The sequence below is a fragment of the Frankia nepalensis genome (assembly GCF_016786325.1).
Lineage (GTDB): Bacteria > Actinomycetota > Actinomycetes > Frankiales > Frankiaceae > Pseudofrankia > Pseudofrankia nepalensis.
In genome coordinates this window covers 1-1819 of the sequence record NZ_JADWYU010000337.1, presented here as the reverse complement: position 1 = coordinate 1819, position 1819 = coordinate 1, and the positions used below count along the sequence as shown (strand labels likewise).

The following is a 1819-nucleotide window of genomic DNA, read 5'->3' as shown; positions in this document are numbered from 1 at the left end:
TGCTGACCACCGCGGCCCCCTGGACCAGCCCCTGGCTGCCGCCGGGTTACGCGCAGGACTTTCGGAATGCCGCTTAGCCGGTGCTGGAGGACCCGGCAGCGTGCAGGGAGTGGTTGGCGCAGCTCTGGCCGGCGATCCGTGAGTCCGTCGCTCTCGCCAGCAGCGCACTGGCTGCTCGGGTCGAGCAGATCGCGGCCGGGCGGCCGGTCACGGACCGGCGGTGCGCGCCGCGGCGGCGACGGTGGTGCGGTACCTGCTGCGTGCCGAGGGGTGGGCAACGCCCTTTGCGCAGCTCGCAGGGGTCGCGCCAGCGGCGTTCGGCCACGTGGGGTCGGTGCGCATCGGCGATCGCCACAGGTCGACCGCTCAGGTGGACACAGCGTGGCTGGGCGAGGTCATCGATCGCCTGGAAGCCAGCCCGCTGTTGGAACGAGCGACAGTCGTGTTCAGCAGTCTCGTCGTCGTCGAGCGGGCGGGGCGGCTGATTGTGCCTCACACCGGCGGCCAAGCGGAGGTTCCCCTCACTCCGCCGGTGTGGCTCGTGTCCTGACGCGGCTGGGCCGGGAACCGCCGGGACCGGCACCCTGGGCGGACAATCACCGCAGGTTCGTCGAGCGCTACGGCGTCGGTAGCGTGGTCCCACTGCGTGACGTGCTAGACGACGCGTCGGGGCTTGGCTATCCGGCCGGTTACCCGGGCTCGGTGCTGCTGGTACCTGGCCGACGATGAGCGATCGCGACCGGCGGCTGCTCGCTCTGGCATGGGCGGCGCTCGCCGACGGCGGTCCCCCTTGAGATGACCGACGCCCTGATCGAACAGCTCACCGCTGGCGGCCTGTTCGACCCGCGTTTCCTGCAGCCGCACGCGGAGATCGCAGCGAAGCTCCATGCCAGGAGCGTCGAGGCGTTGAACGCGGGGGACTACCAACTGGCCGTGACTCCCGCCCGCGCCGCCGGAACCCTGACCGCGAGGTTCCAGACCTGACCCGCGGCACAGCGATGGCCCGCGCCTACAGATCGGTTCCGGTGCTGCACGACCGCGCCACCGCGGTGCAGCTGTCCGGCCCGTCCAGGTTCGTCCGCGGCCAGAACGTCGCGCGGCTGCCTCAGCCCAGTCGGACGCTGACAAGGCCGACGTCACCCGGCCCTTCACCGCCTCGCCCGAGTCGTCGCTCCGTTCGCCTCACGCCCGGACGGGGTCCGCGGCCTGTTCGTCGCTGGCACCGGCCTCGAACCCATGATCGAAGAGCGCTTCTCCGGGCGGCTGCCATGGCCACCGTCGGCGGCGCTTGCCGCCTTCCTCCCGGCAGGGCTGCGGCGAACCCCCGGCTGTGCCGGCTGGCCGTGTGGCGGGATGGCTCGATTGCTCGGATGTGCCGGCCACCGAGCAGAGCTGACCGGACCAGAGCCATCCGCTGCGGAAAGGTCCGCCGCTGGAACCGCGTGCTCCGGCGGCGGACCTGTTCGGGTGGATTGGCCCTCTCGGCCAGCTCGTCCGATGCTCGGCGACGTCCCCTGCGGCAGGCTGCTGTACAGCTGTGCAGAACCCTGCTATACAGATGCGCAACGACGTGCTGTCAGGTGAAGACGATCTGCTGTACCCCTGCAGGGCGAGTCGGGTGGCGGGTTGCTCCAGCGCGTTCGCCAGCCGACCTCCGCGCGCTTCGCCGGCGGTGGGCGGTGAGTCGAAACGGGTGGTCGGCGGGTCGCAGAAAAGACTTCGGAAGGAAAGATGATGACGGTGGTCGAGGCTGGTGTTACGAGCGGAACCGGTCTGGCGGCAAAGGTAGTCGCCTATGACGCCACGGTGCGGAGGGTCG

At 70.7% G+C, this 1819-nt stretch carries 1 protein-coding gene and 1 pseudogene; both read left to right on the top strand.

Annotated features, from left to right (window positions below; translation table 11 throughout):
- Positions 1-220 precede the first annotated feature (220 nt).
- Positions 221-550, top strand: a complete 330-nt coding sequence (locus tag I6A81_RS41055; RefSeq protein ID WP_307875240.1) for a lantibiotic dehydratase — start codon at positions 221-223, stop codon at positions 548-550.
- Positions 535-984, top strand: a pseudogene (locus tag I6A81_RS44540) (lantibiotic dehydratase). Before I6A81_RS41055 ends, I6A81_RS44540 begins: the two are co-directional and overlap by 16 nt.
- The last annotated feature ends 835 nt before the right edge of the window (positions 985-1819 follow it).